The organism is uncultured Microbulbifer sp. (assembly GCF_947489355.1).
GTDB lineage: Bacteria > Pseudomonadota > Gammaproteobacteria > Pseudomonadales > Cellvibrionaceae > Microbulbifer.
The window spans coordinates 1-12,848 of the sequence record NZ_CANLDD010000074.1 but is presented as its reverse complement, the minus strand read 5'-3'; the positions used below and the strand labels follow the sequence as shown (position 1 = coordinate 12,848).

9 protein-coding genes are annotated in these 12,848 nt (G+C 54.4%); 5 read left to right on the top strand and 4 right to left on the bottom strand.

The genetic code is table 11. From position 1 onward, the window contains the following. Window positions 1–68: 68 nt before the first annotated feature. Both Q1A48_RS19105 and Q1A48_RS19100 read right to left on the bottom strand, forming a co-directional pair. Window positions 69–494, bottom strand: a complete 426-nt coding sequence (locus Q1A48_RS19105; protein WP_299948122.1) for a hypothetical protein — start codon at window positions 492–494, stop codon at window positions 69–71. A gap of 649 nt (window positions 495–1,143) precedes the next feature. Then, window positions 1,144–1,389: a hypothetical protein gene (locus Q1A48_RS19100; protein WP_299948120.1), complete on the bottom strand. Its 246-nt coding sequence runs from the start codon at window positions 1,387–1,389 to the stop codon at window positions 1,144–1,146. A gap of 1,658 nt (window positions 1,390–3,047) precedes the next feature. On the opposite strand from Q1A48_RS19100, the gene Q1A48_RS19095 reads away from it, so the two are divergent. Continuing rightward, the gene (locus Q1A48_RS19095) at window positions 3,048–3,779 is read left to right on the top strand and encodes a haloacid dehalogenase type II (RefSeq protein WP_299948118.1); all 732 of its coding nucleotides are present in this window, start codon (window positions 3,048–3,050) and stop codon (window positions 3,777–3,779) included. A gap of 163 nt (window positions 3,780–3,942) precedes the next feature. Here the strand turns inward: Q1A48_RS19095 and argS are convergent, their stop codons facing one another. Beyond that, window positions 3,943–5,679: an arginine--tRNA ligase gene (gene argS / locus Q1A48_RS19090; protein WP_299948116.1), complete on the bottom strand. Its 1,737-nt coding sequence runs from the start codon at window positions 5,677–5,679 to the stop codon at window positions 3,943–3,945. A gap of 169 nt (window positions 5,680–5,848) precedes the next feature. Between argS and sbcB the strand changes: the two genes are divergently transcribed. The 4 genes from sbcB (at window position 5,849) to Q1A48_RS19070 (ending at window position 10,931) form a co-directional block, all read left to right on the top strand. Continuing rightward, window positions 5,849–7,276 carry an exodeoxyribonuclease I gene (sbcB, locus tag Q1A48_RS19085; protein ID WP_366523448.1) on the top strand — a complete coding sequence of 476 codons (1,428 nt, stop codon included), beginning with the start codon at window positions 5,849–5,851 and terminating at the stop codon, window positions 7,274–7,276. A gap of 112 nt (window positions 7,277–7,388) precedes the next feature. After that, window positions 7,389–8,411: an aspartate carbamoyltransferase gene (locus Q1A48_RS19080; RefSeq protein ID WP_299948114.1), complete on the top strand. Its 1,023-nt coding sequence runs from the start codon at window positions 7,389–7,391 to the stop codon at window positions 8,409–8,411. A 169-nt stretch (window positions 8,412–8,580) separates the two neighbouring features. Beyond that, entirely contained in the window at window positions 8,581–10,011 is a 1,431-nt protein-coding gene (locus Q1A48_RS19075; RefSeq protein WP_299948112.1) for a nodulation protein NfeD, read from the top strand. A 155-nt stretch (window positions 10,012–10,166) separates the two neighbouring features. Further along, on the top strand, window positions 10,167–10,931 hold the full coding sequence (locus Q1A48_RS19070) for a slipin family protein (RefSeq protein ID WP_299948110.1): 765 nt from the start codon (window positions 10,167–10,169) through the stop codon (window positions 10,929–10,931). 151 nt (window positions 10,932–11,082) lie between these two features. Here the strand turns inward: Q1A48_RS19070 and pgi are convergent, their stop codons facing one another. Further along, the gene (gene pgi / locus Q1A48_RS19065) at window positions 11,083–12,705 is read right to left on the bottom strand and encodes a glucose-6-phosphate isomerase (RefSeq protein ID WP_299948108.1); all 1,623 of its coding nucleotides are present in this window, start codon (window positions 12,703–12,705) and stop codon (window positions 11,083–11,085) included. Window positions 12,706–12,848: the final 143 nt, after the last annotated feature.

Here is a 12,848-nt window from a genome sequence, read left to right as displayed (position 1 = left end):
GATTCATCTCGTCGGACATCAAGAGAGCGGTAGCCTTTTTTAGTATCCCTTTCTCCCGTTCCAGGCGATTAATCCGGTTTACCACCTAAATTGGTGTCCGGGATTAGTAGACCACTACACAATGCTGCTTGGTAATCTTTAACGGAGCCAGCGAAACCACCAATACGGTTGGCATAAACACTCGTTGAAGCCCCCATAAGGCCAATATTGTAATCTTTGAGCTTTGCGCTGATTTCAGCTAATGCCACTACATTATCTCCACCATAGGACAAGGAGAGATAAGTCAGTTCCTTGGCTATAGGTGCAGGAGAAAGTTGACTAAGGATGCTTCGGCTGGTACTGGAATTATCACTATTAATGATATAGGGGGTATTGGCGGCTGCCATTTTTGGCTCTGTACAACTAAAGGCTGATATTTGATCATTACTGATACCGCATTGATTTTTAAGATTTTGAGGGTTTAATGATTGATTACAGAGCAGAATTTCACTCATTATAAAGTCCTTCTTTAATAATGAAATTACTGCCGTTTTATATGTTGGATTTTACTTGGTAAGAATGCCCCTTACAATAATTGTATGGCGGAAATGAAGAGTCTCACAGAGACTTAATATCTGTATACTGATCACCATACCAGTGTTTCCTTGAGCAGTATTTCTGGATTCTTTTCACGCCAAACTATTGAAAAATTACTGTAAATCCATCTGATACGACAATTTAGTACTATCGAGCCATCTGGAATAATGATCACTGCAACCAGTATTCCAAAAATCGCCTATGAATGTAACCCATTGGATTTATTCAATTCTTAGGAAAATCTAACTGCCTCTCAAAAATAATGGTCACGGTGATCGAAATTCCGGCTCGTATCTGGTCACATTGCCTGTAAAACGGTGCCACTATTCAGATAGGCGTATCGCCAGGACGTTCTCTTCCATGCCTATTGACACACCTTTCCGGTACAGCTGCGGCAGCGCCGGCTGCAGTGGTCGAGCCTTGCGCATCTGAGGCGGTACCAGTGCGGAGCAGAAGAGCACTGGCTTGGCGTCTCGGCTGCGCTTACCTCCCCAGGGAGCGTACAAGAAGGTAAGCGTTTGCGGTGCTGCTTGGGGCTGCTACAGCTTTCGAGGTGCCCGCTCAGCGCTATGTCTTTTTATTGGGTCGCTGCTTGAATGGCCTGAGGGTGGCTGGGGGCTGATCGGTTGGGTCCTCCTCCAGCGCCCAGGCTTCTTCCAGCAGTTGCAGTAAACGCACGGCCCGCATCACCCGGTTACCCTTGCCGGGCGCAATGTGCAGGTCCACAACCTTATCTCTGATGGCGACCGGCGTGATGATAAAATACCCACCCAGGTGCAACGACTGAAACAATCGACAGGGTAATATAGGCATCTTTATAGGCTCCTTGAGTCACCTGTGGCGGAAAGGTGCAGAAAAAGCATATCGCTTTGCGTGGTTTCTCTCGCCGCAGATGCGATCCTTGTGGGGAAAAGAAAAGGGAAAATTGCAGAAAGGGGGCGCAGCCAGACAGGCGGTGCGCGGCTGAAGTAAAAGACCACACCAATCATCACGCAACGCCACAGCACACTCCGCCGCCAGGGGCGAAAGTGACTCGAAAAGCTCGCCTTCAAAAAGACCTTTATTGAAGACGAACGAGTGTATGGCGTATCATTCAAGACAGCCTCGCTAGATAGTCTAAGTTATCTATTGGGGTTAGCCATTCCTCGGTGTGTCCTCACCGGGGGGTGGCGTTTTTCTCTCATTTACGCGGTCATGATGCGGTCCTTCTTTGTTCGTTTATTTGTGTATGGATTACCTGCGAGCGTTGGGGTTACAGAGCGCTCGCGGGATGAATAATGATCGTTGCGGTATGGTTTATCTGTTTATTATTCTTTGGCTGCGCCGGTGAAGCGGTTGGGCGCTAGGATAGCAGACCTACGGTATGCGCTTTTTACAAAGAATTCAATCAAGCTGAAGCTTTAGGCGACAGCAAGTTGCGTTTCCCATTGGCCACATAGCCATTTGCGGTGCATCAAGGCATCAGCAAACTGCTCCCAGGCCATTCGGGGCCTGTTCGATATGGGATATCCGAGTGAAATCACACTTCGGACGGCGTGTTTTCATGAACCGCTGTTGGTGATATAAAGCAGAGTACAGCTCTTTTTGGCTTACTACCACGCTCGAACAGCCGACACGTTAAACATTGATCATGTTTTTACTCTCAATGAATTCTCCGTGATGCTTACACTTAACCTCCGCCACAGATACGAGCAACTTGTTGCGAGCCAAACACGTTAAGCGTGCGGCTCCGCTGGTGCTTGTAAGGTGAACTCCTTCAACTATTCGGTAAGCTGAGGCCCGTAACTTTATGATCACTGTTTCAGAATTTATTCCACGTTCAATCACTATTGATCCAACATCTATATCATCCTATATGATGTCCGAATGGATATTAAGGAGAAGTTGAAAAGCAGGACTCTTTCTTGCATGAAGATATTACACAAGAAGTCCTCGCGTGTGGCATCCTGCTTCGTGCATCGCTCGATTAAATAAGCAGTAAAAGGAACTGGTTAGCCGCCGAGTGAATAATCAATAGAAAAGATGATCATGCATCCAAAAACGAGAGAGTTTCGAAACGCCAGTAAAAATCAAAAGGCTGTGGATGCAGTGGGTAAATTTGTCGCTTTTACCGGCCGGGCCTTATTCTTAGTGTCACGGTGTTGGCTGTGTTCGCTTCTTCATCCCTACCGGAGAAATCAAAGCCAATGGAACTGTCAAGCGCCTCTATGGGGGTGGCATGCCTGCCGCCTTTGCGTAGATCGATATCGGCAGATGGTAATGCCAATCTTGTGATGCATGGTTCCACTGCGCTATCACATTCAGCGATGTTTTTGAATAATCGATAATATATCAGAATTAAACAATAAGTGTTGAGGAAACAAAGCTATGATTCAAAGTTGTCAATACCTGTGAAAATTTTCAAATGATGCCGGAGGTGCCTCGTGGTGAACCGGAATTTCTATTGCACAATGTTGTTGGTGATTTTTTCTATGGCAGCCTATGTAATTCCCGCTCAATCTCTTGCAGCCGGTGTTAAAACCAAGCCAAAAGTGATTATTTTTGATGTTAATGAAACGCTTTTGGATCTCGAGCCTGTCGGGCGATCTGTTGCTAAAATTTTAGGGGAACGCGAAGATCTGTTGCCGCTGTGGTTTACAACCATGCTGCATTATTCACTCGTGGAAACCCTCAGTGATACATATCATGACTTTGGTGAAATCGGTACTGCCGCACTGATGATGGTCGCTGAAACACACGGCATTAAGCTCACCTATGTACAAGCCAAAAATGCCATCGTCACGCCGCTGGGCTCACTGCCACCCCATGCGGATGTTGCGCCTGGCTTGGCGACTTTGTCAAAGGGGGACTACAAGATCGTCAGCCTGACAAACTCTTCCTTCAAGGGGGTGGAAAAGCAGCTCAAGCATGCCGGACTGAGTGATTTTTTTGACAAAAGCTACAGTGTGGAAGCCATACGGAAGTACAAGCCCCATCCCGATACGTATCGGCTGGTACTGAAGGACCTTGGTGTGCAGCCCGCAGAGGCCATGATGGTGGCGGCACACGCCTGGGATTTGATGGGGGCAAAGAATGTGGGCCTGCAAACGGTTTTTGTGGCCCGTCCAGGTAAGCCACTGTATCCATTCATGAAAAATCCCGACCACGTTGTTAAAAATTTGCAAGAGCTGATAAGTATTGTCGGCATACCGGAAAAAAATTGATAGTGTAATTTTTATGCCATTGCTTCTCGATACACGCCATATGCCAAAGTTGTTGATTTTCACCTATTAGCCCGGTAGTAAATGAGTACCCCTTAGTCGATGAAGGATCGATTAATCACCTGCCCGGCAATACGCTTTTGGCACTGGAGCCTGGCAGATGCAATTACATCTGCTCCATCACTTCAATACCAAGCAGGTCAAGGCCGGTAGCGATGGTGCGGGCTACCAGTGCACATAACTGCAGGCGGCTTTGCCGGTATTTTTCGCTCACGCCTTCTTTCAGTACCGGGCAGGCTTCGTAGAAGCGCATATAGGTACTGGCCAGTTCGTACAGGTAGGTACACAGCACGTGCGGGAAGGTGTCTTTGGCCACTTGGTCCAGCACTTCACCAAATTGATTCAGTTTGATGCCCAGGGCGCGCTCTTCTGGTGCTTCCAGCAGGATTTCGCCCTCTAGTTCGTCCGGCTCAATACCGGCTTTGCGGAAAATACTGCGCACGCGGGTATAAGCGTACTGCAGATATGGAGCGGTGTTGCCCTCGAAGCTGAGCATGGATTCCCAGTTGAAGAGGTAGTCGTTGGTGCGGGTCTTGCTCAGGTCGGCGTATTTCACCGCGCCAATGCCCACCTTGCGGGCGATCTCGGCGCAGGTGCTTGTATCCAACTGCGGGTTTTTCTCGGCCACCAGCTTTTCCGCACGCTTCACCGCCTCATCCAGCAGGGCTGCCAGTTTTACCGTACCGCCGGTACGGGTTTTAAACGGCTTGCCGTCGCTGCCCATCATGGTGCCGAAGGCGCAGTGTTCCAGGGTAACGGATTCTGGCAGGAAGCCCGCTTTGCGCGAGGCGACAAAGGCTTGCTGCAAGTGCAGGGACTGACGCGCATCCACCACGTAGAGCATGCGATCGGCCTTGAGCTGGTTGGCGCGGTAGCGGATGGCGGCCAGGTCGGTGGTGGCGTACAGGTAACCACCACCTTTCTTCTGGATAATCATCGGGCTGGGATTGCCCTCTTTATCGGCCATCTCTTCCAGGAATACCACAATGGCGCCCTGATCTTTCACAGCGATGCCGTTATCCACCAGTTCTTTAACCAGTACCGGCAGATCGTCGTTGTACCGGCTTTCTGCGTAAACGTCTTTCTGCTTAAGGGTGACATTCAGCTTGGAGTAAATCTCTTCGCAGTGGGTGATGGAGATAGTGATAAACTGTTTCCACAGCTTTAGGCTCTGCTCGTCGCCGCCTTGCAACTTCACTACATATTCGCGTGCGCGATCAGCAAAGCCTTCCTCGTCGTCAAAGCGCACCTTGGCTTCGCGGTAGAAAACTTCCAGGTCGGCCAGCGCCACTTCCGCATTGCTATCGGCCAGTTTGTCGGACAGATGCTCCAGCAACATGCCGAATTGGGTGCCCCAATCGCCCATATGGTTCTGTCGAATCACCTTATGGCCCTGGAATTCCAGTAGACGGGCCAGGGCATCGCCGATAATGGTGGTGCGCAGGTGGCCCACATGCATTTCTTTGGCCAGATTGGGGTGGGAGTAGTCGATGACCACGGTCTTCGGCGTTTCAACTGAAACAATATTCAGGCGCTTATCCCCTCTGGCAGTCAGCAACTGTTGGCTCAGCCACTGCTCGCTCAGGTGAATATTCATAAAGCCGGGACCGGCGATCTCCACCTTCTCAATCATCTCCCCCTTGTCCAGCTGCTCCAGAATCTTGCTGGCCAGCTCGCGCGGGTTGGTGCGCATACGCTTGGCGGCGGCCATAGCACCGTTGGCCTGGTAATCGCCAAATCCGGCTTTCTTCGCAGGTGCCACGACCGGACCACAGTCTGCGGGGATACCGGCGGCGCGCATGGCGGCTTGGAAATGATCGGAGAGGTGTTGGCGAATATTCATAGGGGGAGGCGCTGCCTTAATTTGGGGAAACGCCGAATTTTAATCGGCGCTGGCGGCTTTGCAACCAATGCTTGCGGGGTATGGGGGTTATCTATTGTCCAATTCTCGACACAGGTGTCCAGATGCTGTGGCAGTGGATGGTATGATGCCGCCAAATGATGGAGGTAGCGTGAGTTCAAGCACCCTTTATTGGCACGATTACGAAACCTGGGGCACAGACCCAAGTGTGGACAAGCCGGCGCAGTTTGCTGGCATCAGGACCGACGAAGCACTGAATATTGTCGGTGAGCCGTTGATGCTGTACTGCCGCCCTGCGGTGGACTGCCTGCCGCAGCCCGCGGCCAGCCTGGTCACCGGCATCAGCCCCCAGAGCGCGCTGGCCAAAGGTGTGCCGGAAATAGAATTTATCCAGCAGGTTCTCGCCGAACTGGGCGCCCCCGGCACTTGCGGGGTGGGTTACAACAGCTTGCGTTTTGACGACGAAGTCACCCGCTACACGCTGTATCGCAATCTGCTCGATCCCTATGAGCGCGAGTGGCGCTCCGGCAACAATCGCTGGGATATTATCGATATGGTGCGCCTTACCTATGCCCTGCGCCCGGAGGGCATCCAATGGCCCAACCGCGAAGACGGCGCGCCGTCTTTTCGCCTGCAGGAGCTGACAGTTGCCAATGGTATTGCCCACGAGGGCGCCCACGATGCCCTGTCGGATGTCCACGCTACTATTGATTTGGCGCGGCTGGTGCGCAAACAGCAGCCCAAACTGTATGATTATGTCTTCCGCCTGCGCCGCAAGCAGGCGGTGAGCAAGGTGATTGATAGGCGCGAGCGCCGCCCGCTGCTGCATATCTCCGGCAAGGTCTCCGCCCGCCATGGCCATTTGACGTATGTTATGCCGCTGGCCAGTCATCCGGTGAATCGCAATGCCATTATCGCCGCCAACCTGGCCATGGACCCGGAGCCGCTGTTTAACCTGGACGCGGATGCGCTGCGGGAACGGCTCTACACCGCCCGCGACCAGCTCGGTGAGGGCGAGCTGCCGGTGGGACTCAAGCTGATTCACCTGAACAAGTGCCCGGTTGTGGCCCCGGCGAACATGCTCGGTGACAAGCGTGCCGCCGAGTTGGGCATTGACCGCTCCGTTTGTGAGGCCAACTGGCAGAAGCTGCGTAATGTCGATCTCACAGAAAAACTGCACAAGGTGTATCTCGATCGGGATTTTCCCCAGCGGGATGTCGAGGCGGCTCTCTACAGTGGTTTCCTCAGCGATGCCGACCGGGATCTGTGCCGCGAGCTGCACCGCGGTCTGGCCGAGCGCGGGCCGGCGGCACTGACCGGTGAGGTGTCCTTCAGCGACAAGCGCCTGCCGGAATTGTTGTTCCGCATGCGTGCGCGCAACTTCCCGGAAACCTTATCCGATCAGGAGCAGCAGCGCTGGCAGATATGGTGCTTCCAGCGCCTGACCGATCCCACCGCGGGGGCCTCCATTACGCTGGAAACCTACTTCCGCCAACTCAGCGAATTGCGTATGCAGCATCCGGAGCGGGCCGCCCTGATTGCTGAATTGGAGAATTGGGGCGATAACCTGTTGGCTTGAAGGGTTTGATTTCCGCCAGAGACTATTCCCGGGCTGGGCTCTGTGGCGGTGCCTGAGTAAAATCCCGTTCGCGACAATTTGGCGCCCACAAGAAGCAACCCTCGGAGTCATCATGGACTTTATCGGAGCCAATATTCTCTCCGTCAGCCAGTTCGAGCGTGCCGATATAGAGCGCGTGTTCGATGTGGCCGACGCCATGACCCCTTACGCCCGCCGCGAGAAAGTGACCCGGGTATTGGAGGGGGCAATCCTCGGCAATATGTTTATGGAGCCGAGCACCCGCACCCGGCTCAGCTTCGGCGCTGCCTTTAACCTGCTCGGCGGTACCGTGCGTGAAACCGTGGGCATTACCGCCAGTGCCATGGCCAAGGGGGAATCCCTGTACGATACGGCGCGGGTGCTGTCCGGTTATAGCGATGTGATCTGCATGCGCCATCCGCAAGCGGGCTCTGTGGCGGAGTTTGCCGCTGCGAGCCGCGTGCCGGTGGTCAACGGTGGCGACGGTGCCAATGAGCACCCGACCCAGGCACTGCTGGATCTCTATACCATCCGCAAAGAGCTGGCTGCACAGACCCGCACCCTGGACGATTTCCGAATCGCCATGATCGGCGATCTCAAGCACGGCCGCACCGTGCACTCCCTGTGCAAGCTGTTGTGTCTGTTTGGCAAGGTGCGGGTGGTGCTGGTGTCGCCGCCGGAGCTGGCGATGCCGGAAGCGGTGGTGGAAAAATTGCATGCTGCAGGCCATCGGGTGACGGTGACAGACCAGTTGGAGACTTCCATTGCGGATGTGAATATCGTTTATTCCACCCGTATTCAGGAGGAGCGCTTCGCCTCTCAGGCAGAGGCCAACCTCTACCGCGGCCGCTTCCGCCTGAACCGGGAAATTTTCACCCGCTTCGCGCAGCCCAACACGGTCATTATGCACCCCCTGCCGCGGGATTCCCGCGCCGAGGCGAATGAGTTGGATACCGATCTGAACGAGCATCCGAGCCTGGCCATTTTTCGTCAGACGGATAACGGCCTGTTGGTGCGCATGGCGCTGTTTGCATTGCTTCTGGGGGTGGAGGGCAAGGTACACCAATACGCCCACGAAGTGCGCTGGCACAGCCGCCGCAACCCGGTATTGCCGTAACCGGATTTGTTTCCGGATTCTATCGTTTATTTCTGTTAATCTGATGACATGGGCTTAACTTAAACGGATTTTGGCCTCTGTTGTGGCAGGGGGGCAAAGCGCAGCCCTTCCGTGCCGGCGTTGCCTGTTGCGGCCGCGTCGCCTTCACAATCGCATCAGGGAAAGCTGCATGTTGCATCAGATTTCGCCTGCGGTACTTTTGCGCAGTGTCGCCACCCTGGCGCTGTGTCTGGCCCTATTGGTTGCGGGAAGTGCCGCTCAGGAAGAGCCTTTTCCCCATATTGCCCTTATGTCCATCGACGGCGCTATCGGCCCCGCCACCACCGATTACTTTACACGTGCGACGGAGGAGGCACAGGCGCGTGGCGCGCAACTTATTCTTGTGCATATCGATACGCCCGGCGGCCTGGATGCCGCATCCCGCGATATTATCCAGCATATCCTCTCCTCTCCAATCCCGGTCGCCATCTATGTGTACCCCTCCGGCGCGCGCGCCGCCAGCGCCGGTACCTATATTCTCTATGCCAGTCAAATCGCGGCGATGGCCCCGGCCACAACCCTGGGGGCTGCAACGCCGGTACAGATTGGTGGGCCTCCGGGAACACCCACTCCGGGGGGGAAACCCGGAGAGACTGAAAAGCAACAGGAGAAAGAAAAGGAGCGGGATAGCGACAAAGACAGTGAGGGTGACAAGGGAGAGAAGCCGCTCGCCGGTACTGCCATGGAACGCAAGGTGATCAATGATTCCGTCGCCTTTATCCGGGGGTTGGCGCAGCGCCACGGGCGCAACGCCGACTGGGCGGAGAAAGCGGTGCGCGAGGCGGCGACCCTGACTGCCCCTGAGGCACTGGAAATGCATGTGATCGATATTGTGGCCAAGAACGACCAGGATTTGTTGCAGCAGATTGCGGGGCGAACAGTACTACTCGATGCCGGAGAGGAGACGATCTCCCCTGAAGTGGCCGAGCTGCCCATTGAAAACTACGAGCCGGACTGGCGCAACGAGTTGCTGGCGCTGATTACCAATCCACAGGTGGCCTATATCCTGCTGTTGATCGGCATCTATGGCCTGATTTTTGAGGGCTACAGTCCCGGTGCCTTTGTGCCGGGCATTGTCGGGGTCATCTGCTTGTTGTTGGCATTTTACGCCCTGCAGGTTTTGCCGGTGAACTACGCCGGCCTGGCATTGATTATTGTCGGGGCTCTGCTGATCGTGGCGGAGCTCTTTATGCCGAGTTTTGGCGCCCTGGGTATAGGTGGGGTTATTGCGTTGGTGATTGGTTCTGTCATGTTAATCGACACCGATGTACCGGGTATGCAGGTGTCCCGTAAGCTGATCGGTGCCATTGCCGGCGTGAGTGGACTCTTTCTGTTGACTTTTTTAATGGCGGTGCGCAGGAGTCTGCGCACACCGCGGGTTCCCGTGGATCAGGCATTGGTTGGGCGCACAGCCGTTGTCAGTGATGTGCTGCCATCGGAAATACTCGTGCATCTGGATGGAGAAATTTGGCGGGCAAAGAGTGAAGATACCCTGAAGCCGGGGCAGCAGGTGCGTGTTATCGCCCAGCACGGTTTATTGCTGACTGTGGAAGCGGGTTAGGAAATTTTTTGTCGTTAAAATCCGGAGGGTATGCCCTCCTACAAGATTGGCAATCGGATAGTTGGTGGGGCGCCGGTTTGATAGACGGTTGCACAGTTGCGGCCCCGTCCTTTTGTGTACAAAGAATTCGATGAGAAAACATAGGGAGATATAAAATGGTCAGCTATTTTGTTGGGCTGCTGGCATTGGCAGTGGTACTGCTATTGATGTATGCCATTCGTATTTTGCGCGAGTATGAACGGGCAGTGGTGTTTTTTCTCGGTCGTTTCCAAACGGTCAAGGGGCCGGGTCTGATCATTATTATCCCCATTATCCAGACCATGGAACGGGTGGATTTGCGCACTGTGGTCATGGATGTGCCCACCCAGGATGTGATCAGTCGCGATAACGTCTCGGTAAAAGTGAATGCGGTGGTTTACTATCGGGTGATCAACCCGCAGTCTGCCATCATCAATGTGGAGTACTATCACGAAGCGGTAAGCCAGCTGTCCCAGACAACCCTGCGCTCGGTGCTGGGTAAACACGAACTGGATGAAATGTTGTCCGAACGGGACAAGCTCAATGTGGATGTACAAAATATCCTGGATGAGCAGACAGATGCCTGGGGGGTCAAGGTCACCAATGTGGAGATCAAGCATATTGATCTCGATGAAAGCATGGTGCGCGCGATAGCTCAGCAGGCGGAGGCCGAGCGCGCGCGGCGGGCCAAGGTAATCCATGCGGAAGGGGAGGCCCAGGCCGCGCTGAAACTCACGGAAGCGGCCGATCAGCTGTCAAAGAATGCCAATGCCATTACCCTGCGCTATATGCAGACCATGATCGATATTGCCGGGGCGAACAACAGTTCCACACTGGTGTTCCCATTGCCGCTGGATCTGATTGAACCGCTGCTGAAACGCGGTAGGGAGCCCAGCAATTAGTGCGCTAAACATGCAACTTTAACCCAGGGAGTCATTGGCCCCAAAGCCCCAGGCCAAAACGTAATGGGCAGTCCGGGGCATCAAAGGTTGGATCAAAAAAGCCGTATTCAGCATACGGCTTTTTTTGTATCTTCCGAGCCGATAAAAACGCTTACAACAGCTTTTCCAACAGGCTGCGGGTCGAACTGTCCCAGTCCTCCGGCACTGTGCCACCGGCGGCCCTGTGGATGTTTGAGCTCAGTTGTTTGCCCAGTTCCACCCCCCATTGGTCAAAGGGATTGATACCCAGCAGGCAGCCGCTCACATAGACCTTGTGTTCGTAAAGCGCCAACAGGGCCCCCAGGTGGTGCGGGTCCAGCTTTTCCAGAATCAGGGTGTTGCTGGGGCGGTTGCCCGGAATTACCTTGTGGGGCGCAAGGGCGTGGGCCTCACGGTGGGTATAACCGGCATCCTCCAGTTCCTGGCGGGCCTGGTGCAGGGATTTCCCCTGCAACAGGGCCTGGCTTTGGCTGATACAACAAGCCAGTAGCCAGCGGTGCTGTTCGTGCAATTTCGAGGTTGGTGCCTTGATGGCAATAAAATCTGCGGGGATCAGATCGGTACCCTGGTGCAGCAACTGGTGGAAGGAGTGCTGACCGTTGCTGCCCTCTGTGCCCCAGATAACGCTCCCGCTGGGGTAGTCCAGAGCCCGCCCGTTTCTATCCACACTTTTGCCCAGGCTTTCCATGTCCAGTTGCTGCAGCCAGGCGGGGAACCTGGCCAGTCGCTGTGCATAGGGAAGCACCACCTGGCTGCCAGTGTTCCAGCACTGGCGATACCAGAACTGGATAAGTGCCATGACCACCGGCAGATTGTGCTTTAGTGGCGTGGTGGCAAAGTGCTGGTCCATTGCGTGCGCGCCCTGCAGTAACTGGGCGAAGACCCCGTAACCGCAGGCCAAGACGATCGGCAGTCCGATCGCAGACCAGAGCGAATAGCGCCCGCCTACCCAGCTCCACATGGGAAAGATGTTCTCGGGAGCGATGCCGAAATCCTGAGCTGCGACGACATTGCTGCTCACTGCAACAAAGTGCTGGGCGAGTTGCTTTTCGGTGCAGCCAGCGGCCAGAACCCAGCGGCGCGCGGACAGGGCATTCTCGCGGGTTTCCAAGGTGGAGAAAGACTTTGAGGCCACAATAAACAGGGTTTCTTGTGGCTTCAGGTCCTTGAGGGTGTCGCCCAGATCGGCACCGTCAATATTCGCCACAAAATGTACCTGGATATGCGCTTTGTGCCAGGGGTGCAGCGCCTCCACCACCATGCGTGGGCCGAGATCGGAGCCGCCGATGCCGATATTGACAATATGGCGAATGGGCTTGCCGCTAAAACCCAGCCAGGTTTGCTGATGGATGCTCTCGGAGAACTGTTGCATCTGTGTGCGGCAATCCTCCACGGCGTGCTCGTGTTCGGTTTGCGCTTGCCCCTGGAAACGCAGTGCGGTGTGCAGGGCCGGACGATGCTCGGTATTGTTGACAGTGGCTCCATTGAGCAGCGCGGCGATTTGATCGCTTAAATTCCGGCCTTCGGCGTAATCCAACAGGAGTTGCAGGGTATCCCCGCGCAGATGGTTTTTACTGTAGTCCAGGTAGATCCCGGCAGCTTCCAGGCTAAAGTGCGCAGCGCGCTGTGGGTCGGTGGAGAAAAGTTTGCGCAGGGACCACTTGTGTTGTTCAAAATGGGATCGCAACTGTCGAATGTCTGTGGCGCGACTTGGCGCCAGGGTTTCACTTGTCATGGCAATGGATGGTCAACTCTTTTGTCAGCAGTTTCTTATCGCGGGTATCAAGCCTGCAAAAACCTTGGGGCTGTTCCCGTTTCACATGGGTAGCCATAGGAAGGCACAAGCCATAGCTACTGTGCTTTGATAGCACCTCTTGA

Excerpts from the sequence above, each read along its gene's own strand:
- Q1A48_RS19105 (WP_299948122.1), bottom strand. The coding sequence starts at position 494 with ATGAGTGAAATTCTGCTCTGTAATCAATCATTAAACCCTCAAAATCTT.
- Q1A48_RS19100 (WP_299948120.1), bottom strand. The coding sequence starts at position 1,389 with ATGCCTATATTACCCTGTCGATTGTTTCAGTCGTTGCACCTGGGTGGG.
- Q1A48_RS19095 (WP_299948118.1), top strand. The coding sequence starts at position 3,048 with ATGGCAGCCTATGTAATTCCCGCTCAATCTCTTGCAGCCGGTGTTAAA.
- argS (WP_299948116.1), bottom strand. The coding sequence starts at position 5,679 with ATGAATATTCGCCAACACCTCTCCGATCATTTCCAAGCCGCCATGCGC.
- Q1A48_RS19080 (WP_299948114.1), top strand. The coding sequence starts at position 7,389 with ATGGACTTTATCGGAGCCAATATTCTCTCCGTCAGCCAGTTCGAGCGT.
- Q1A48_RS19075 (WP_299948112.1), top strand. The coding sequence starts at position 8,581 with ATGTTGCATCAGATTTCGCCTGCGGTACTTTTGCGCAGTGTCGCCACC.
- Q1A48_RS19070 (WP_299948110.1), top strand. The coding sequence starts at position 10,167 with ATGGTCAGCTATTTTGTTGGGCTGCTGGCATTGGCAGTGGTACTGCTA.
- pgi (WP_299948108.1), bottom strand. The coding sequence starts at position 12,705 with ATGACAAGTGAAACCCTGGCGCCAAGTCGCGCCACAGACATTCGACAG.